This is a genomic window from Paenacidovorax caeni (genome assembly GCF_001298675.1).
GTDB classification, from domain to species: domain Bacteria; phylum Pseudomonadota; class Gammaproteobacteria; order Burkholderiales; family Burkholderiaceae_C; genus Paenacidovorax; species Paenacidovorax caeni.
Genome location: NZ_CYIG01000018.1, coordinates 40,774 through 57,614 on the forward strand (window position 1 = coordinate 40,774; position 16,841 = coordinate 57,614).

Here is a 16,841-nt window from a genome sequence, read left to right on the forward strand (position 1 = left end):
CTCTTCCTCCTTTCTCAAGCCAGGTTCCACCAAATGTTGGAGCCGTCCTTCCAAGCGACCTGCAGCGCGAAGCCCGGAAGGGGCCTGTTGCAAACGAGGTCGCTGTCAAACATGCCCTTGGGGCCGCAGATCCAGGTGCCCGTCTCCTGCCGCGCGACGGTGAAGGTCCCGGAGCTGGGCCACGTCATGTTCAGGTTCAGGAACTCGATGCGGTCGCCCAGTTGCACGTCGGCGCGCTTGGGCAGGTACATCACGATTGCGCCGCCGCCCGTCCACACGCTGTACGTCGCGCCGAGCTGCAGCACGCCGCCATGGGTCTCGCGCAGGTAACGCGCCCGTGCCAGGTCGCGCGCGAAGGCCACCGAGGGCGTGCCCGATGTGCCGGGCACGCCCTGGGCGCCCTGGGGCCCGGCAGGACCTTGCGGCCCCGCAGGGCCTGCAGGGCCCTGGATGCCCTGCGCGCCCGTGTCACCTTTCGCGCCTGCGGGGCCTTGTGCGCCCTGCGGCCCGGTCGGGCCTGCCGGGCCCTGGGCGCCGGTTGCGCCGGTCTCCCCCTTGGCGCCTTGCGGCCCCTGGATGCCCTGGGCGCCGGTGTCGCCCTTGGCGCCCGCAGGGCCCTGGATGCCTTGTGCCCCTGGCGCGCCCGCGTCGCCCTTGGGGCCAGCCACCCCCTGGGGGCCTTGCGGGCCCGCAGGCCCAGCGAACGCACTGGCGGGAGCGCAGTAGTCCCGATCCGGGCGGATTACCAGAATCAAATCCGTGGGCAGGATCGGGCCGGGCAGTGGTCGCAAATCCAAGAACGTCGTCATACACGCAGCTCCAAAGTCTTCGAGGCGTTCGCGTTCTGCATTGCCTGCCCCCCACGCGTCACGCGCATGAGCACGTCGGCGGTGTCGCGCGTGTGCTGACCGATGTCGCCAAGGCGGGAGCCCTGGCTTTCCACGGCCAGCGCCAGGCGCTCGACGGCGCGGGCCATCTCTGCGCTTGACCCGCCGCCCGCAAGCTGCGAGAGCATGTCGCGCGTCTGGCCTGCGCTGTAGATGCGGGCTGCGCCCGTTACCTCCAGCTCGGGGCCTTCTTCGCCCACCAGGCGCAGGCCGCCCGCGTGGGTGCCGCCGCGCGCGAAGGCCGGGATGCCGTGCTCCTCGAACAGGGCCCGCATGTCCTCCTCGCCGACGCCATAAGCGTCCGCGATGTCCTTGGTCGTCCAGTCAAAGTAGAGGCTCGCGTTGTACGCCTTGAGGAGGTCTTCGGTGCTCTGCGGGTCGTAGCCACGAAACTGCGACCGAATCGCCTCGGACTTTGTGGGCGGGACGTATATCCCACCGCCCCCTCCCCCGTCGCCGGGGCCAGATCCGCCGATGGCAAACCCGCCGCCGCCACTGCTGCCACCACTGCCCGGCTTCTTGGCTTCTTCTTCCTTCCTTTTTTCTTCGAGGATGGCTTCGCGCAAGGCGTCGATGGCAGTCGTCACGCTCTCCACGGCCTTGGTGGTGCCGCGTATGGCGTCGATCTCCACGCGGGCGGCGGTCAGCAGGTCGTCGAGGTAGCGCAATTGCTCCTCGGCCGCCGCCAGGGTCTGCTCATCGGTGGTGAGCTGATCTTTGGCGGATTCGCCCAGGGTTTCGAGCTGCAGCGCCAGCTTGAGCTGGGCCTCCTCCCACGCCAGGCGTGAGGAGTAGGACTCCTGGCCCATGCCGCCGCGCATGGTGTCGATGGCGCGCGACAGCTCGGCCTGGTCGGGCAAGTAGCCGCTGTTGCCTGCGGCGCCCACGGCGTCGTCAATGAAGCGCTTGGCCTGGGCCACGGCCATGGCGGCCGTGGTGTCCACCTGGCCGCGCAGCTCGCGCACGTGGCCCTGGGTCAGCTCGACGATGGCGCGCTCTTGCGCCACGCGCTCCTGCGCCGCTGTGACGCGGGCCTGGATGGCGGTGCGCTCGGCTGCCACTGCGCGCTCCAGCGCCTGCAGTGCGGCGTCGGTGGCGGCGCGGCGGGCGTTGGCGTCGGCCTTGGCGGCCTCGGTGGCGGCTTCGCTGGCATTGGTGATGCTGGCGAACGCACCCGAGAGCTGCAGCAGCATGGCACGGGCGCGCTGCCCGGCCTCGGTGCTCGTGTCCTGGGCTTCGACCAGGGCGCGCCACTGGGCGCGGGCGTCGCTGGCATCGATGTCGGGCAGCAGCAGGTCGAGCTGGCCCAGGGCCTCGGAGAGCTGGCGCTGCACGGTGGCGCGCTGTTCCTCGGGCGAGTAGAAGTTCTGGTAGTACGTCGCTGCGTTTGCCACCAGGGCGTCGATGCCGCCGCTAAAGTCCATGAGCGCGGCGCGTGCGTCGTCGGTCATGGTGGCAAACCAGTCGAACTGCTGACCCAGGAGGTCGAACGCGTTGTTGATGGCGCCGATCTGCTGCACGGTGGCCGCGAGCTGCTCCATGGTCACCGAGTCGCCCAGGCCGGTGAGCATTTTTTCTGCCCAGCCGGGAATGTCCATGTCCAGCAGGGCCTGGCGTGTGTCCTTCGCAATGGCCGAGAGGTAGAGCTTCCAGCCCTCCTCTCCGTCAGCGAAGATGCCGGGCGCCCACTTGCTGGTGCGGTCGTCTTCCCAGTCGCGCACCTTCTCGCCTGCGCGCGTGATGCGCAGCGAGCCAAAGCCCGGATCGTCGGAGCTGTCGTCGCTGTACGCGGTCATGACGTTGTAGCCGCCGTCCTGGCCGAAGGCCCTGGCCAGGCCGTTGAGCGTGTCGCCAACGCCCTTGGCCACGGCGTCAACGCCCGCCTGGGCCTGTGCGCTGTACGTGCCTGCGGTGCCGGAGCGCCGGAACACGTCGTTGCCCCCGGTGAGGGTGGTGCCGTCGTATTCAGCCGCCGCGCCCCAGTGGGGGGTGCCGCTGCGGTCAAGGCTGCTGTACAGCGAGTACAGCGCGACCAGGCCAAGTGCGATGGGCGCCAGGGCACCGCCAATCATGCCCATTCCTGGCAGCACACCAGCGCCGCCCGCTGCGATGAGCGAGCCGCCAGCACTCAGGGCGCCGCCCAGGGTAGTAGCGCCCGTGAGCCAGCCCATGCCGCCCGCGAACGCGCCGCCGATGGCGCCCACGCCGCTGAGGATGCCGCCCGCGCTGCCCATGGTGGAGAGCGCACCGCCCCCCGCACTGGCGGCCGCTGCGGTGCCTGCGCCGAAGACCGAGGCGCCGATGCTGATGATCCAGCGCTTGATGGTCATTTGGTACAGCAGGTCGAGCACGGCGGCCTTGAGCGTTTGGCCCAGGCGCTTGAAAGTGCCCGCGCCGTCCTCGAAGACGTTGACGAACACGTCGTGCGCGGTCTGGTCGATGCTCTGCCACATGGACTGCCAGGCGGTGAACTCTTCTTCGCGCGCCTGCTTCTTGCCCAGCAGTTCGTTGCGGCGCTTGAGGCCGTCGATCTCCTGCGCCAGCGCGATTTGCTCGCGGCTCATGGTGCCGGTGATGGCGTCGCGCCGCTCCAGCTCGGCCAGGGTGGCTTCCTTGGTGAGGATGATGGCTTCGTTGCGGGCGCGCAGGACGTCGGCCTGCTGCGCCTGCGTGAGGCCGATCAGCTCGATCTCGCGCTCTAGCTCCTCGTTGGACTGCAGGACGGCGGCGGCGGATTGCTCCATACCCTGCACGACCTTGACGCGCTCGACGCGCAGGGCCTCCAGTGCCTGCTTTTCTTCGGCCATGCGCTTGACGGCCTTTTCCTGCTCCAGCATGGACTTGAGGCGCTCGCCGATCAGGGCGGACTCGGCCTCGGTCACTTTGACCTTGCCGCTGCGCAGCTGCTCCAGCACGTCGATGGCGGCTTTTTCGCCCTCGGTGAGCTTCTCTTCGGCCGCCAGCTCCAGGGCAAGGTGTGCGGCACGCTTGTCGATGCTCTCGATCAGGGCATCAACGGGGTTCTTGGCGGCGGCGGCTGCCTTGCCTGCTTTTTCGACGACGTTGGTGAAACCGTCGAGGCTCTTCTTTTCTTCGCCGAAGTAGGCCTCTTTCAGCGACTTCATGGCCGCCCGCTGGATTGATTCGTCATAACCCGCATAGGCCGCAAGTGTTTGCTGCACCTGCGCGGCATAGGAGCGCAAGGATTCATCCTTCGCCTTCGATACTTCCTCCAGGCGAGCACGAAAACGCTGTCCGTTGCTCTCCGAAGTCCACATCTGGTCAAGGTCAGACACCAGCTCTGCACGGATCTGAGCCACCGCCTGCATGTCGCCGCTTGACCATGCAGACATGGCGGCAGCGGTCGCCCCCAGGAATTTGCCAACGGTCTGGAACGTGCGCACCACCCCTGCGCCAACGTCCATCACATAGCTGAGGCCCTCAATGGCGCTGCTGGTCCACTCGCGGATAGAGCCGTCAGCGACCAGCTTGCGCACCTCATCCCGGATTCCGCCCGTGCCGTTGGTCACGTCAAGCAATGCCTGTGCGGCATCATCAAGCGCTGGCACCATGCCAGTGACCAGCTCTTTTTTCCAGGCATCGCCCGTGGTGGACAAGCGCACAAGGTTGTCATCGAGGTTGGCGGCGGCTGCAGCCTGCCCCTCCGTCACCTTGGCCTGCAGCTCCCCCACAGAGGCCAGATCATTAAAGAACGGCAGCGCGTTGGCCCCCTCCTTGCCCAGCAGCGCAATGGCCACGGCGCTCTTGCCTGCGCCGTCCTCGAAGTCGGCCAGCTTGCGGGCAATCTCCTGGAACTGCTCGGCAGGCGACTGGCGGCGAAACGCCTCCATGTCGATGCCCAGGGCCTGCAGCGCCTTGGACGCGCCCTTGCTTTCCTCGGTGGCACCGGCCAGGTTGCTGGAGAGCTTTTGCATCATGGCGCCGAGCTGGTCGGCGCCCACGTCGTTGTACTTGCCCACCGCCAGCAAGGCACTGAGCGCCTCGACGGTTTCGCCGGTCTGCATGCGCAGATCGTCCAGGCGGGCGCCGGTTTCGATCACCCCGGCCAGCAGGTTTTTGAATGCGCTGACGGCAAAGCCAGCAGCTAGGCCACCCGCGATGGCGCCCACTGTGGTGGCGACTTTCTGCTGCAGGCCGTCAAAGGTGTCTTGCACCTTCTTGGCTGTAGCCAGGGCGGCCTGTTCGGTCTTGCTGAGGCCGCTGGTGTACTCGGCGTACTCCAGGCCCAGCTTGACGATGAGAGAACCCAGTGCGGACATCGGTTACTCCCCTTCTTTTTGCCGCTGCTCTGCGTCGTAGGCGAGCACGGCTTTTTCCATGGTTTCAATGCCTGCCAGCACCTGGCGGCGCTGGCGTGGGATGCGGATGCGTTCGCGTAGCCAGGACAGCACGCTGGCGTAGTTCAGGCCGGTGCGCTGGCCTGCCAGCCCGGCGTACTGCCACTGGGTGCGCAGGGCCAGGAAGGCGGCGACGGTGCGCTCGTTGTCGGCGTGGACGGGAAAGCGGTCGCCCGCCTGGGGTTTGGCGGCGCGCGCAATCTGCTCGGCCACGCGGTCGATGTCGGCCTGCGGCGCGCCGTAGGCCTGCATGGCTTGCAGGATGCTTTCGTCGGGGGCGAAGCGGCCGAGATCCTCGGCGCGCTCACCGGCCCACCAGCGCGCCGCCGCGATCAGTTTTTTTCCTTGGCGCCTACGTTGTGCTTCCAGTAGACGGCCATGGCGTCGCGCACGGCGCCGGAGAGCTGCAGGAAGGCCTCGAAGTTCTGCGGGGTGAACTCGACGGGCTTGCGCTCTTCATCGACCATTTCCCAGCCGGTGAGGACTTCGCGCAGCAAATCGACGTTGGAGAGTTCCAGCAGGCGCTTGCGGTCGGCTTCGTAGGTGCGGCGGAAGATGCCGACGAACGACTCTTCGCGCCAGCCGCCCGACTGGGTGGCGACGTTGACTGTGACCTTGGCCTTGAAGGTTTCGGTGGGGGCGAGGATGAACATGGAAAAACTCCGGTACGGGTGAAGCAAGAAACAAAAAGGCCCACCGCTGGGGGTGGGCCTTGGGGCGCGCAAGGGGTGCGCGGTTAGCGAACGATGATGCGCAGCTCGTCGTCGCCCTGGTCGGGGTTGATGTCAAACGGCATGGCCACCATGGCGATGCCCTGGTCGTCCTGCAGGGTGAAGGGGTTGCACTGGATCTTGGGTGCAGACAGCTCGATGATGTTGCCCACGTCCACGCCGTGCACCAGGCTCATGGCGCCAGTGGTGCCCTCGCGCACGACCTCGGCCCAGTTCTTGGTGGCGATGCTGGGCAGCTCCATGGTGACGTTGCCGGTGGGCTGGCGGTCAGGGCTGCGCGCACCGGCGCAGTTGATGAGTTCGCGCCAGGCCAGGGTGTTGCCCCAGGCGATGCTGAACGCCGACGTGCAGGCCGTGACGCCATGGAAGGTGAAGGTGGGCGTGTTGACCTTGCCCACGGGCTTGGGCTGCATGAAGGCGCTGTAGTCCACGCCCGGGGGCAGCTGCGTGTCGGTGGGCGTGGAGTAGGCACCCAGGAACTCGAACTGCATCACGGGGATGGCCTTGGCGTTGAGCGTGAAGGTGACGTTGCCCTTGCAGCCGGTGAGCTTGAACAGGATGCCGTCGAGGTAACCGTACAGGGTCAGGGTGGGCTCGCCCCCGCTGACGGGTTCGTAGACAACATCGACGCCTGCGGTGATGGTCTCGGCGAAGCCGCAGGCCTGCAGCAGCGGCCCCCAGGGAGGGGCGGTGCCTGCCGCGCCGCTGCCTGCGAATTCGACCTCGCAGGTAAGTTTGCGGTGCACTCCAACGGCCAGCTTGCCGCTGTTGCCCTTGTAGGGGCGGATGAGGTCGCGCGCGACCTGCTCGGCCGTGATGGGCTCGGGCGCGAGGGCGCGGCACAGGATGGCGTTGGCGCCTGCGGTGGGGAGGGCGTCGGTGCCGCTGGTGCCTTCGATCTTGGCGAGCAGCAGCATTTTCTTCATGGACTTCATGGCGTGGGCTCCTTGGGATCGGTGTCAGGGGTGGCGCGGCGGCGTTCGCCGGTGACGGGGTCGCGCACGTAGGAGCCGCCCAGGCCGGTGTGCTTATCGCGCGGGCGCGGGGCGGTGGGCTCGTGGTGCGGCGGCTTCTTGCTGGCGGGGGCGGTTTGTGCAGGCGTGTGCACACCGCCCGCCTTTTCAGGGGGGGTCTTGGGCATGGTGGCCTTTCGGGGGTTGAGAAGTTAGTAGCGCGGGGTGCGCAGACGCACGCTGAGAAAGCGGGCGTACAGCTCGGGGTCGGGCTCGTAGTCGGCATCGCCTGCGGCCTCTTCCCACTGGTAGGCGGGCAAGGCCTCCAGCGCGGCACGCAGCGGGCCGCCGCCAGCCAGGGGCAGCAGCGCGTCGAGTTCGTCCAGGTCACGGGCGACGACGACGACATTGACGTCGTGCTGGGTGTAGCCGCCGCCCATGCACCACTGCGCCTCGGGCTCGCTGTCCACGTCGAACACGACGGCGGGGTAGACGGGCGCGGGGGGTAGCTCGATAGCCCAGGAGTTGGGCAGCACTGCGCAGAGCGCGGTGCTCAGGGTCTGGTGGATCGTGTCGCTCATGCCTTGCCTGCCTTTTCCAGGTCTTGCTGCAGCTTGGACTCCATGGCCTTGAGGGCTTCGCCCCTGCCCTGCTCCAGCGCGGGGGCGATGAAGGGCTTGGCCGCGACCGACCCCGAGGCCCGCGCTTGGCGGGCACGCAGCGAGTCCGCCGAGCGCTTGCGCTTATAGGTGATGAGCTTGCCGCTGCGCCCCTTGCGGGTGTATGTCAGTTCTTGCTGTCCTGTTTCGCCAGTGGCCCGGCCCACGACCTTGTGGCCCAGCTCCACCCACCGCCAGTAATACGGGTCGTCCTCGTAGCGCTTGACGATGCGCCCTTTCTTGCTGACGGCCAGGTGGGCGCCTGACTTCTTGGCCTTGGCCGTGAGGTTGCGGCCGTGGCGCACACCCAGGTGGTACTGCTCGGTACCTGCGGGGGCGCTGGTCTCGCGCTTGATGGCGATGTTTTTGATCATCGCCCCGGTGCGCCGCGAGCCGTTGGCCAGGGCAATCACCTTGGCCTTGCCCTTGAGCACGCCACCGGCTGCCACCAGCATGCGCCGACTGGTGCGCTTGCGCATGTCGTCGCGTACACGCTCGAAGCCAGCGCGCATGTCGCCGATGCCGAGGATTTCGGTTTTAGCCATCGTTGAGCCCCGTGTCGCAGGTGAGGATGAGGAATTCACGCCGCGCCATGAAGTCGTTGACGTGCACGATGTTGTAGATGGCGCCGCCATAGAGCACACGCATCTGCGCCGTGATGCCAGGGCGCCAGCGGAGGGTGAACTCCGCGCGCGCCTGGGCGACCTCGCCGCCTGCTGAGGATGAAGCCCGGCGTTCGTTGCCGCTGAGATTGCGCACGGCTGCGGGCACATCGGTTGCCGCGTCCGTCCAGGTTTTGGACTGGCCGCCAGACCTGCCCCTCGCCACAACGGGGGCCTGCAGGGTGATGCGTTGCGTGAGCTTGCCTGCCTGCAGCATGTCAAACCCCCATGCCCTTGCGATACGGCGCGAGCAGTGCCCGCGAGCCTATCGGTATGTCGGTGGCGATGGCGCCGGTGATCACGTCTTCGCGGTTGGCGTAGAGGTGCCCGAGGATGAGCAGCATGGCGGAGCGCACCAGGTCATTGACCACCATAGGCGGGGTGTCGCCCGCGGCGCCTGCAGCCACTGCATCGTCCAGCTCCTGCTGGGTTTCGTAGATGCGGCGCCCAGCGTATTCCTGGGCCAGCAGCTCGGCAGCGTTGACTTTGAGCTGCAGATCGGCATCGTCGGGGACTCCCTGCGCGCGCAGGTGTTCGCGCGCAGCGTCAAGCGACAGCAGCGGCATCGCCAGGGCCTGCGGGAGGCGTTGCGGGGTCGGCGGCAGGGTCGGGCTCGGCAGGTGCACTGAGGTCAACTGCGCCTTGCGTGCCCACGTCCGGAGCCTTGCCCTCCTTGTTCTCGGGCTCTGCCGCCTTCTTGTTGGCAGGCGCGCGCGTCGCGCGCTGGGTGCGCTGGGCGGGTGGCTGGGCCTGCTCCGCCGTGGCTTCGCGCACCAGGCCGTGGGCCGCCAGTGCCGTGAATGTGGGCGGGGAGAAATCGGCCTCGTCGCCGCGCTGCAGCTTGAGCGCGCCGTGCACGAATGCCGTGAGTGCGATGGCTTTGACCATATTCGGATTCCTTGAATGGTGAAAGAGCAGCGCCCCACGCTGCCGAGGGCAATGTGGGGCGCTGGCCGGTGCGTTACCTACAGGAGTGCGCTATCAGGGTGCAGGGGTAAGGTCGCCCTTCACGAAGGCCTCAGGACGGTACAGAGCCATGGCCAGGCGCTCTTCGCCGCGGATGGTGATCATGTTCTTCACAAAGTCGTCTTCGTTCTGCGTGGCCACCACCACGTTGGCGTCTTCGCGGTCGAACACCTGGGCACCGAGCTGGAAGGCGCCCACCAGGAATTCGTCCACCGTCTGCGCCGGGGTGGTGACCACCGGACGGCCCCACAGGCCGGGCTGCGCCAGGCTCTGCGGGTTGGCGAAGATGTAGGCACCGGTGGTGTCCTTCAGCAGTTCGATAGCGGCCCAGTCGGACGGGTGCAGAACGATGCCGGTGCTGGGGTATTCAGCCAGCTCGGCCTGCAGCAGCGCCAGGCGCAGGATGTCGATGCGCGTGGCGTTAGCCACTGCAATGGGAGCCACGTAGGCGCTGGCGCCCGTGCGGATGCCCAGCAGGTTGTTGCCCACGCCGGAGCCGTTGAGCAGTTGCGCCTCTTCGGCCAGTTCCAGGCCGTAACGCAGGCGGCCGTCGATCTGGCTTTGCAGTTGGGCGAAGTCGTCCAGGATCTGCTTGGTGGCCTTGATGAAGTGCGCGATGGTGACGACGGTGGCGTTCTTCAGGTCGTAGGTGATGTTGGACTCGGGCTTCTTGACGTTCTCGGCCACCGTGGCGGCGTTGTTGGTGAAGCCGGACTCCTGCAGGTACTGGACCACCGGGCTTTCGGTACGGCCGGGGGTGATGAGGTCGCGCACCGTCATGCGGCGCATGGGAGGGGTCTGCACGCCGGGCAGGCGGTTGGGGGCAATGCCGTCGCCCGCGCTGGCCGGGTCGCTGGTGATGGCCTTGACGCGGAAGGCGAAGGCATCGCGCGAGGTCTTCATGCCGCCGGCAGCGTGCCAGGACTTGAAGCCTTCGGAGTCGATGAACTGCGCGCCGATGGATTTGGCGCCCTCATCCTCATCACCGCCGCGGCGGTCGAGCTTTTGCTCTGCTTCCTGCAGGCGGGCCTGCAGCTCGCCTTGCTTGACCAGCAGTTCATCCACCTTGCCCTTGGTTTCGGCAGAAAGTTCGCCGGCCTTCTTGGCCTCGGCCAGGGCCTTTTCGCCAATTTGCTTCACATCGTCGCCGATGCGCTTGAGCTCGCGGGTGATGGCTTCAGGGTCAACGTTTTTGACTTCGCCCGCCAGGGCCAGCATGGACAGGCCGGCGAAGATGTCCTGGTGCGTGGCGATGAAGCCGGGCACATCAATGCCGGCGGCTTGTGCGCCGATGGAGACGACAGCCATGGCGCACACAGCAATCGAGAGGAAGAAGCGAGAGGTTTTCATGGGGTACTTTCAATAGTGGATGGGGATCAGAAGCGCATGCCTTGGAGGGCCTGCAGGAGGTCGGGCGCCTGCGCCGGGCCGGACTCGCTCCGATCCAGCAGGTGCTTGTAGCCACGGCCTGCAATGGCGGCAGCTTGGCTTTTCGAGAACCCTGCCTCGCGCAGGAATGACTCGAACTCGGGGAGCGTGAGCGCGTCGCCGCGTGCAATGCGCGACTTGACGGACTCGACGCGGGCGGCATCGTTGGCCGGGAAGGTGACCAGGCTGGTCTCTTCGAGCTGCAGCTTGGTGAGGGTGCGGATGCGCTCCTTCTCGTCGTAGCTGTCGGCCTGGACGTAGTAGCCGATGGACAGGCCCGTGACGGCGCCGGCCTTCATGAGGGCGTGCGCCTCGCGGGCCTGCACCACGTCGTCCACCAGCAGGCGGCCTTCGAGGTACAGGCCGGTGGCGTCTTCCTTGGCCACCTCATAAACACCCAAAGGCTTATCGCTCTGGTGCTGCCACAGCACAGGGAGCTTGCGGCCCTTGGCACTGCGCGCGGCCAGACTGGCTGCGAAGGCCCCGGGAGCCACGATCTCGCGGTAGCTGTCCACCACACCGAACACGCTGCCATAGCCAGAAAAAAAGCCGTCCTTCTCGACGGCTTTGACCTCGAAATCGAAGTCACGGTACTTGAGCGCGAGTGCGCTTTTGCGGTTCATGGTTTCGGGTCCTTCTCGTCGTTGATGCCGAGCCAGTTGCGCAGGGCGTCCTGGGCGGCGGCACCGCCCGCGTTGACGCCCAGGGCGTCGATGGGCAGCAGGTTGGATTGCACGGTCAGCACGTTGGCATTGCCCCCCATGAGCGGCAGGTTCTCAAGGCGGCGCGCGTCGTCGCGGGTCATGACGCCGTTCTGCACCATCTGGCTGTAGAACGCTGCACGTGCCGCGCTGTCGCCGCGTAGCAGTCCTTCGAGCGACCATTCGGCGCTGTGCGTGAGCCGCTCCACCGGAGACAGCAGGTTGCGGCGGATGGACTGCTCGATGCGCACGCACCAAGGGCGCAGCACGAAAGTGATGAAGCCGATCATTTGCTGCTCGATGCCGGTGCCCCAACTGGTGGACTTCTCGCTGTGGCCCACCATGAAGGGCGGCACGCGGAACCAGCGGCATACCTCCTCGACGTTGAAGCCGCGGGTGGCGAGCAGTTCGGCGTCCTGCGGGTTCATGTTGAGCTGTTGAAAGCCCATACCCATTTCCAGCACCATGACGCCGCCCGTGTCACTGACCTTCTTGACGTGCTGCCGGATGTCTTCACGCTGATCTGGCTTGAGCACCGAGGCGCCGGTGGTCACCAGGCCGCTGGATTTCATGCCGCCTGTGAAGGTGTGAGCGCTGGCCTTGTCGGCCGCGATGGCTCCGCCGAACACGTTTGCGCCCATGCGGATGGGCGAGACGCCCATCTGGCCATCCAGCGTGAAGGCTGGGATGTGCCACATGGCCGTCTCAGCGATCACGCGCACGCGGCCGGTGATCGGGTCGTCGTACTTCCATTCCCTGGCCCCGGTTTTGAGGCGCCGGCAGGAGATGCGCTCGGGGTTGAGGAAATCGATGCTAGTAATGATGCCGCCGGACAATCGTTTTTCCGCGTAGGCATTCCCCCAAAGCAGCAGGCTGGAAAGCATGGCCTGCCAGAAGTCCACCGCCGACATGTCGGCGTTGGGCTGGCTGCGCAGCAGTGTGTAGAGGTGGTGACTGCTGGCTGGCTCTTTGGAGCCATCGGGCCGCGTGCGGTAAAGCCCCATGGGCAGCGTGGACAGCGTTTCGGCAATCAGCCGCACGCAGGCCCAGGCTGCACTGACCTGGAGAGCAGTGCGGGTGTTGACAGTCTGCCCCGACCAGTTGGAGCCAGCCAGCCAGGCGGACCAGAAGTCGCCGTCTGTCAGTGAGATGGTCTTGCCTATCCATTCGCCGACGGCGGCTTTGAGGCTGCGGCCCGATGGCGCGGCGCCGAGCGCGAGCACATCAAGTAGGTTTTTGCTGCGCACGTTGCAGTCCTCTCAGGATGATGGCCGCCAGCACAAGCAACGGCACGGAGCCAGCGATCAAGGCCCAGCCCAGGCCCGCAAGCAGGTAGACGCCGGCGATGCACAGGGCTGCGCCCAGGCCGAGCGCCAGGAACGCGATCAGGATGGGATTCATACGATGATGGGGTTTCTCAAAAAATCATCCAATGCCGCGCTGCCTGTGTCTTGCTGCAGCGCACGGCCCAGGGCCATGAGCATGCTGATGACGCCGTCGATCTTGTTCTCGGGCCGCTCTTTGGTGGGCTGCATCAGCTCGTTGAACTTGGATTGCTTGACCACCAGGTTGCTGACCATCCAGGCCAGAACGGGGTTTCCGTCGTGCTGCAGCTTGCCCTCAAGCACCAGGTTCTCGACCTGAATCAGGGCCGGGGTGAAGAACATGGCGCGCTGCGCGATCTCGACCAGCGGAAGGCCCTCTTCGATCAGCTTTCCAGCGAAGTACATGGAGAGCGCCGGGTCGAAGGCGATCTCCTGCACATCGAAGCGGCGACAGTAGGTACGCATGTCGTCGGCCACGCAATCAAAATCGGTGAGCGCCCCGTCCGTCACCACCACGTAGCCCTGGCGGGCCCAGCCGGCCAGGTGGGCGTTGCCGCTTTCCTGCACGGCCAGTTCGTTCAAGTACAGACGTGTGCACACGCGCCACTTACGCTCGATGCGCAATTGGCGTTTGTAGAAGGCAGGGTCGTCTGCGCGCTTGGAAGGATCGAATACTGTTCCAGTGGAAACCTCCACATCCTCTTCCCATGCCAGCGTAAGCGCGGCAAAGTCCTTTTTCTGCGCGAGGTCCAGGCCCATATAGACCTTTGATCCGTCCGGGATGGACTCGATGCCGAGGCCCCTGGCGCCGCATTTCTCCCACGCCCGCATGTCCATCCAGGGGCTTTCGCCGCTGACCCACACGTTCAGGCGCTTGGTCAGGAAGTTGCTGAGCGCGCTGGGCATGGCCATGGCCTTGCTGGCCTGGGCCTGCAGCTCATCGAGCTGGACCGACTTGCCAAGGTTCGGGTTGGCCTTGATCCACACGGCCGGATCGAAATGGTCATCGCCATCGTCCAGCGTGTAGATGATGCCGAACACCCGTTCGTCCTGAACCACGCGGTCGAGGATCTTGGTGACGTGCGTGCGCCGCTCGTAGCAGATACCGCTGCGGTCGGTGCCTGCGGTGGTGATGGTCCATAGCAGCGACTGCTCGCGTGCTCCACGGGCGCTGTCGATCACGTCATACACAGCACGGGTCTTGTGCGCGTGCAGCTCGTCCAGCAGGGCGAAGTGCACGTTCAGGCCGTCGAGTGTGCTGCCTTCAGCGGCCAGCGGCGCCGCTTTGCTGCTGGTTGCCGCCACCGTGAGGCTGTGCTGCATGATGGCAACGCCCAGGTGGGTGCGTAGGCCTGGCGAACGCTCGGCCATGGCTTTGGCATCGTCGAACACGATGCGCGCCTGGTCGCGGGTGGTGGCGGCGGTGTAGCACTCTGCGCCGTGCTCTCCGTCTGCGGCCAGCATGTACAGCAGCAGGGCCGAGCCCTTGGCGCTTTTCCCGTTCTTGCGGGCTTCTTCCTCGTACGCTTCCAGGAAGCGGCGCAGGCGGGTTTCATGGTGCACCCAGCCGAAGACGGTGGTGATGATGAAGCACTGCCAGGGCTCCAGCTCCAGCAGCCGCCCCTCGCGGGCCCACTTGCCTTTGATGTGCGGGAGTAGCTCAGCGAAGCCACAGGGGCGCGCGGCCAGATCGGCATCGAACACCCAGGGCCATTCTTCGCTGCGCTCGCGCAGCAGATCGTCAGCCTGGCGCTGTACAGCGAGGCGGGTCCATTTGCAGGTGGGGATCGTGCCGTCGAGGACATCGCGCATGTATTGCTGCGCGCGTTCGACGTATTCGTTCATCGGTTCGGGTTGGTGAACATGGCAAAGCCTGCGGGCTTGGCCTGGGGTTTTTCTTCGATGCCGGGCAGCGTGGGCTGCACGTAGTTGCTGGCCTGCACCCGGCCACGGGCCGCAGGGCTGAGGCCAAAGTGCATGAGGTAGCGGTTGAGCTGCTCACGCTGCGACTTGATGAGCTGCACGATCACGCTCTGCTGGGCGTAACCGGAGGGCGTGATGGAGTGGCTGACTTCGTACACCGCATCGGCGTAGTCCATGCCCGCATCCACCTTCGCTTGCACCTTGCCGTTGAAGGAGGTCTCCAGCTCAGCCAGCCGTCCTGCGGCCTGGCAGTACAAGGCCAGTGCGGAACGGTCTAAGCCGCTGATAAGGCCCAGTTCTTCCAGCAGGGGGGTAATGCGTTTCCACTCTTTGCGGGCCTCAATGCCAAGATGCTTGGGCGGGCTCGGAATCTCAATGCGGGGATTCACCCCAGCGGCTAGGTCTAGAGGACGCTTCCCAGCATTGCCCTCCAGCACCCGCAGTGCAACTGGCTTCGGCAACGGGCCGCGAGAACCAGACATATCGACCTCCTAACTCTCACTAGGGGGAGTACCCCCCCCCTACAAAACCTGCGCGCACAAAAATAAAGCGAACCGGTCGGTTTCCGGTGTGCGGCTGTGAACTTTCTTCACCCCCCCTACCCCCCTTCCATGTACCCGGCCCACCCTCCCCCACGCGCACGCCGCTGGCCGCGCTCGCGCTCGGCCTGGCTCTTGGTGTCGTGGCAGTCACGGCACAGGCCCTGCACGTTCGCGTCGTCGTCGGCACCGCCCTCCTCAAGGGGCACGATGTGGTCGCGCTGGGTGGCGAGGGTGACGCGGCCGTGCCGCTTGCACTCAGCGCACAGCGGATCACGGGCGAACAGTTCGGCGCGGGCTTTCTGCAGTCGGCGCCCCGTCATGCGCTTTGCAGCAGTGGGCGGTTTCGCCCAGACCGGCTTGGGGTGCTTCGCGCACCGGCCAGAGCCATCGCGCACAAGCACGCCGCATCCGGGGTGACTGCAGGGACGTGGGGCAGCAATGGGCATGGGGGAGGGGCAACGGGAAAAAGAAAACCCCGACACGCTTTCGCATGCCGGGGCCGTAGTGCAGTGCCGTTGTGCGCGGTGGGGACGCAACAACAACACCGTGCCTGAAATGTAGCCAAACTCTCTATGTTGGAAAACTCCCCGCAACCCTGCGGCGCGCCTGTTCACGCTCCCTGTCGCGGTCGGAAAGCCACTGGTCTATGGCCTGGTCAGCAAGGCCAAGGCGCGCGTGGATGGTGGACGGCTTGCAGCGCTCCCGGTGCGCCAGCTCCGACACGCCCCAGTTGTTCAGGTGGTAGCCGATCACCGTGCGCACCAGCTGCGGCCGCGTTTCTTTCAGGGCCGTGATGGCGCGATCCGTCTCCATGGCCTCCCCCTCGAACACCGGGATCACGTTGCCGTTGTACGTGCCACGGGCCCAAACATCCACGGCCAGGATGGAGCGCGTCGCATAGCCGGTGGCACCGCCCTCACCACGCGATGCCCACATGCCCCAGTTATCCAGGCGCTGCTTGATGTGTTCAATCCGCGCCATGCTGCCCCCCGCCGTCCTGGCCCGCTGCCCTGCCCTGCCACACGCGCTCCGGCCAAATGCACACGTGTGTACAGCCCATCTCCACCATGAACCCGGCCGCATCACGCAGCACGCCACTGGGCAGGCCTGCGGGCTGGCCCATCACATAGCCGTTCTCCACCGCGTAGAAACAGCCTGGCTCGCCCCGCAGGCCACGCCGCACCAAGGCATAGGCCTCATCGCCGAAATGCTCGGCCCGGTCACGAATGCAGGCCAGCGTCTCGGGCATGTGGCGGCGAATCGTCTCAAGCCGCTGGGCCACGATCTGGGCTGCCACTGCTGCTCCCTGGTCTACCGCCTTGGGTGGCCTAGTGTCCATACTGTCCATCCTTTCTATATAGAGATCACAGGTGGGTGGGATTGCGCCTGCGCGAGCGCGAGCGCACATGCCCGCCTGCGCCCGCCCGCACCGTAGGGCGCGGTGCCCGGCTCGCAGGCTCCGGGCAATGCAGCGGCCTCAACTCCAAAAAGTAGGGAATTGGGGTAGCTGGTGGTATCCATGCAAAGCCGATGGACACCGTGGACACATGGACACTCAGGTCATGGGCGCATGGCAGGCCATCCCCGCCACCGCACCGCAGGCTGGGCGCTGCGCGCCCCGTGCCGACACCGTGGCGCGCATCACGCCTCCCCCACAGTGCGCGGTGCAGCGCGTTTCAGGCGCTGCGTAATGGATGCAAGGCATA

The 16,841-nt window shown here is 66.3% G+C and carries 21 protein-coding genes and 1 pseudogene; 1 reads left to right on the forward strand and 21 read right to left on the reverse strand.

Annotated features, from left to right (window positions below; translation table 11 throughout):
* Positions 1–14 precede the first annotated feature (14 nt).
* The 21 genes and pseudogenes from BN2503_RS09580 to BN2503_RS09670 all read right to left on the reverse strand — a co-directional run bounded on the left by BN2503_RS09580 (position 15) and on the right by BN2503_RS09670 (position 16,432).
* Positions 15–809: a collagen-like domain-containing protein gene (locus BN2503_RS09580; RefSeq protein WP_082366548.1), complete on the reverse strand. Its 795-nt coding sequence runs from the start codon at positions 807–809 to the stop codon at positions 15–17.
* Positions 806–5,167: a hypothetical protein gene (locus BN2503_RS09585; RefSeq protein ID WP_054256433.1), complete on the reverse strand. Its 4,362-nt coding sequence runs from the start codon at positions 5,165–5,167 to the stop codon at positions 806–808. The genes BN2503_RS09580 and BN2503_RS09585 overlap by 4 nt, the downstream gene beginning before the upstream one ends.
* Positions 5,168–5,170: 3 nt before the next feature.
* A complete protein-coding gene (locus BN2503_RS09590; protein ID WP_054256434.1) occupies positions 5,171–5,497 on the reverse strand; it encodes a DUF1799 domain-containing protein in 327 nt (108 codons plus the stop codon).
* An 80-nt stretch (positions 5,498–5,577) separates the two neighbouring features.
* Positions 5,578–5,898 carry a hypothetical protein gene (locus BN2503_RS09595; protein WP_054256435.1) on the reverse strand — a complete coding sequence of 107 codons (321 nt, stop codon included), beginning with the start codon at positions 5,896–5,898 and terminating at the stop codon, positions 5,578–5,580.
* Between the two features lie 83 nt (positions 5,899–5,981).
* Positions 5,982–6,911, reverse strand: a complete 930-nt coding sequence (locus BN2503_RS09600) for a phage tail tube protein (RefSeq protein ID WP_054256436.1) — start codon at positions 6,909–6,911, stop codon at positions 5,982–5,984.
* Positions 6,908–7,117 (reverse strand): hypothetical protein, encoded by a 210-nt coding sequence (locus BN2503_RS09605; protein ID WP_054256437.1) that lies wholly within the window; start codon positions 7,115–7,117, stop codon positions 6,908–6,910. Before BN2503_RS09605 ends, BN2503_RS09600 begins: the two co-directional genes overlap by 4 nt.
* Before the next feature lie 24 nt (positions 7,118–7,141).
* A complete protein-coding gene (locus tag BN2503_RS09610) occupies positions 7,142–7,510 on the reverse strand; it encodes a hypothetical protein (RefSeq protein ID WP_054256438.1) in 369 nt (122 codons plus the stop codon).
* The gene (locus BN2503_RS09615; protein ID WP_054256439.1) at positions 7,507–8,133 is read right to left on the reverse strand and encodes a hypothetical protein; all 627 of its coding nucleotides are present in this window, start codon (positions 8,131–8,133) and stop codon (positions 7,507–7,509) included. Before BN2503_RS09615 ends, BN2503_RS09610 begins: the two co-directional genes overlap by 4 nt.
* On the reverse strand, positions 8,126–8,467 hold the full coding sequence (locus BN2503_RS09620) for a phage head closure protein (RefSeq protein ID WP_054256440.1): 342 nt from the start codon (positions 8,465–8,467) through the stop codon (positions 8,126–8,128). Before BN2503_RS09620 ends, BN2503_RS09615 begins: the two co-directional genes overlap by 8 nt.
* 1 nt (position 8,468) lies before the next feature.
* Complete coding sequence (locus tag BN2503_RS09625; RefSeq protein ID WP_054256441.1) at positions 8,469–8,816, reverse strand: head-tail connector protein; 348 nt, start codon at positions 8,814–8,816, stop codon at positions 8,469–8,471.
* Positions 8,797–9,138, reverse strand: a complete 342-nt coding sequence (locus tag BN2503_RS09630; RefSeq protein WP_054256442.1) for a hypothetical protein — start codon at positions 9,136–9,138, stop codon at positions 8,797–8,799. The genes BN2503_RS09625 and BN2503_RS09630 overlap by 20 nt, the downstream gene beginning before the upstream one ends.
* A 93-nt stretch (positions 9,139–9,231) precedes the next feature.
* Positions 9,232–10,566, reverse strand: a complete 1,335-nt coding sequence (locus BN2503_RS09635; RefSeq protein WP_074930254.1) for a phage major capsid protein — start codon at positions 10,564–10,566, stop codon at positions 9,232–9,234.
* 26 nt (positions 10,567–10,592) lie between these two features.
* A complete protein-coding gene (locus BN2503_RS09640) occupies positions 10,593–11,267 on the reverse strand; it encodes an HK97 family phage prohead protease (RefSeq protein ID WP_054256443.1) in 675 nt (224 codons plus the stop codon).
* Positions 11,264–12,592: a phage portal protein gene (locus BN2503_RS09645; RefSeq protein ID WP_233495042.1), complete on the reverse strand. Its 1,329-nt coding sequence runs from the start codon at positions 12,590–12,592 to the stop codon at positions 11,264–11,266. Before BN2503_RS09645 ends, BN2503_RS09640 begins: the two co-directional genes overlap by 4 nt.
* Positions 12,570–12,746 (reverse strand): hypothetical protein, encoded by a 177-nt coding sequence (locus tag BN2503_RS20690; protein ID WP_175537953.1) that lies wholly within the window; start codon positions 12,744–12,746, stop codon positions 12,570–12,572. Before BN2503_RS20690 ends, BN2503_RS09645 begins: the two co-directional genes overlap by 23 nt.
* Positions 12,743–14,515 carry a terminase large subunit gene (locus BN2503_RS09650; protein ID WP_054256445.1) on the reverse strand — a complete coding sequence of 591 codons (1,773 nt, stop codon included), beginning with the start codon at positions 14,513–14,515 and terminating at the stop codon, positions 12,743–12,745. The genes BN2503_RS20690 and BN2503_RS09650 overlap by 4 nt, the downstream gene beginning before the upstream one ends.
* Positions 14,512–14,982 carry a phage terminase small subunit P27 family gene (locus BN2503_RS09655; protein ID WP_054256446.1) on the reverse strand — a complete coding sequence of 157 codons (471 nt, stop codon included), beginning with the start codon at positions 14,980–14,982 and terminating at the stop codon, positions 14,512–14,514. The genes BN2503_RS09650 and BN2503_RS09655 overlap by 4 nt, the downstream gene beginning before the upstream one ends.
* A 209-nt stretch (positions 14,983–15,191) precedes the next feature.
* A complete protein-coding gene (locus BN2503_RS09660; RefSeq protein ID WP_233495043.1) occupies positions 15,192–15,455 on the reverse strand; it encodes an HNH endonuclease in 264 nt (87 codons plus the stop codon).
* A gap of 48 nt (positions 15,456–15,503) precedes the next feature.
* Positions 15,504–15,581: pseudogene (locus tag BN2503_RS21480) on the reverse strand (HNH endonuclease); the annotation flags it as partial.
* 124 nt (positions 15,582–15,705) lie between these two features.
* On the reverse strand, positions 15,706–16,116 hold the full coding sequence (locus BN2503_RS09665) for a hypothetical protein (RefSeq protein WP_054256448.1): 411 nt from the start codon (positions 16,114–16,116) through the stop codon (positions 15,706–15,708).
* Positions 16,103–16,432, reverse strand: a complete 330-nt coding sequence (locus BN2503_RS09670; RefSeq protein ID WP_148639743.1) for a hypothetical protein — start codon at positions 16,430–16,432, stop codon at positions 16,103–16,105. Before BN2503_RS09670 ends, BN2503_RS09665 begins: the two co-directional genes overlap by 14 nt.
* Positions 16,433–16,682: 250 nt before the next feature.
* On the opposite strand from BN2503_RS09670, the gene BN2503_RS20485 reads away from it, so the two are divergent.
* The gene (locus tag BN2503_RS20485) at positions 16,683–16,826 is read left to right on the forward strand and encodes a hypothetical protein (protein WP_158447348.1); all 144 of its coding nucleotides are present in this window, start codon (positions 16,683–16,685) and stop codon (positions 16,824–16,826) included.
* The last annotated feature ends 15 nt before the right edge of the window (positions 16,827–16,841 follow it).

Coding starts and splice junctions, on each gene's coding strand:
- BN2503_RS09580 (WP_082366548.1), bottom strand. CDS start 809: ATGACGACGTTCTTGGATTTGCGACCACTGCCCGGCCCGATCCTGCCC.
- BN2503_RS09585 (WP_054256433.1), bottom strand. CDS start 5,167: ATGTCCGCACTGGGTTCTCTCATCGTCAAGCTGGGCCTGGAGTACGCC.
- BN2503_RS09590 (WP_054256434.1), bottom strand. CDS start 5,497: ATGCAGGCCTACGGCGCGCCGCAGGCCGACATCGACCGCGTGGCCGAG.
- BN2503_RS09595 (WP_054256435.1), bottom strand. CDS start 5,898: ATGTTCATCCTCGCCCCCACCGAAACCTTCAAGGCCAAGGTCACAGTC.
- BN2503_RS09600 (WP_054256436.1), bottom strand. CDS start 6,911: ATGAAGTCCATGAAGAAAATGCTGCTGCTCGCCAAGATCGAAGGCACC.
- BN2503_RS09605 (WP_054256437.1), bottom strand. CDS start 7,117: ATGCCCAAGACCCCCCCTGAAAAGGCGGGCGGTGTGCACACGCCTGCA.
- BN2503_RS09610 (WP_054256438.1), bottom strand. CDS start 7,510: ATGAGCGACACGATCCACCAGACCCTGAGCACCGCGCTCTGCGCAGTG.
- BN2503_RS09615 (WP_054256439.1), bottom strand. CDS start 8,133: ATGGCTAAAACCGAAATCCTCGGCATCGGCGACATGCGCGCTGGCTTC.
- BN2503_RS09620 (WP_054256440.1), bottom strand. CDS start 8,467: ATGCTGCAGGCAGGCAAGCTCACGCAACGCATCACCCTGCAGGCCCCC.
- BN2503_RS09625 (WP_054256441.1), bottom strand. CDS start 8,816: ATGCCGCTGCTGTCGCTTGACGCTGCGCGCGAACACCTGCGCGCGCAG.
- BN2503_RS09630 (WP_054256442.1), bottom strand. CDS start 9,138: ATGGTCAAAGCCATCGCACTCACGGCATTCGTGCACGGCGCGCTCAAG.
- BN2503_RS09635 (WP_074930254.1), bottom strand. CDS start 10,566: ATGAAAACCTCTCGCTTCTTCCTCTCGATTGCTGTGTGCGCCATGGCT.
- BN2503_RS09640 (WP_054256443.1), bottom strand. CDS start 11,267: ATGAACCGCAAAAGCGCACTCGCGCTCAAGTACCGTGACTTCGATTTC.
- BN2503_RS20690 (WP_175537953.1), bottom strand. CDS start 12,746: ATGAATCCCATCCTGATCGCGTTCCTGGCGCTCGGCCTGGGCGCAGCC.
- BN2503_RS09650 (WP_054256445.1), bottom strand. CDS start 14,515: ATGAACGAATACGTCGAACGCGCGCAGCAATACATGCGCGATGTCCTC.
- BN2503_RS09660 (WP_233495043.1), bottom strand. CDS start 15,455: ATGACGGGGCGCCGACTGCAGAAAGCCCGCGCCGAACTGTTCGCCCGT.
- BN2503_RS09665 (WP_054256448.1), bottom strand. CDS start 16,116: ATGGCGCGGATTGAACACATCAAGCAGCGCCTGGATAACTGGGGCATG.
- BN2503_RS20485 (WP_158447348.1), top strand. CDS start 16,683: ATGGACACTCAGGTCATGGGCGCATGGCAGGCCATCCCCGCCACCGCA.